General features: G+C 32.7%; 1 protein-coding gene. It reads left to right on the top strand.

Going from position 1 to position 422, the window contains the following annotated elements:
• On the top strand, nucleotides 1–367 hold a 367-nt coding region (locus tag EZV76_RS17985), incomplete at its 5' end, for an NADH-quinone oxidoreductase subunit J (protein ID WP_136567709.1).
• Nucleotides 368–422 lie beyond the last annotated feature (55 nt).

Genomic DNA, 422 nt, shown 5'->3' with positions numbered 1-422 from the left:
CCACTTTGTAGCGGCGGCGCAGCTCCTGATTTATGTAGGAGCTATAAACGTTTTAATCCTGTTTGCTGTGATGTTCATGAATGGTTCAGAATATTACAAAGATTTCCATCTTTCTACTATTGGAGATGGAATTACTTCGCTAATTTGTACAAGTATTTTAATTTCCCTAATTAGCACTATTCTAGATACGTCATGGTACGGGATTATTTGGGCTACAAGATCCAACCAGATTCTAGAACAAGATTTGATAAGTAATAGTCAACAAATTGGTATTCATTTATCAACAGATTTTTTTCTTCCATTTGAACTCATTTCAATAATTCTTTTAGTTGCTTTAATAGGTGCAATTGCTGTAGCTCGTCAATAGGAAATCTTTCAAAATTGGAATCCAACTCAAAAATTTTCTAGATTTTCATATTTTT

It is taken from the genome of Flagellimonas alvinocaridis, assembly GCF_004916895.1.
GTDB classification, from domain to species: domain Bacteria; phylum Bacteroidota; class Bacteroidia; order Flavobacteriales; family Flavobacteriaceae; genus Flagellimonas; species Flagellimonas alvinocaridis.
Note: the sequence above shows the minus strand (reverse complement) of the source record. Positions and strands in the feature narration are given on the sequence as shown.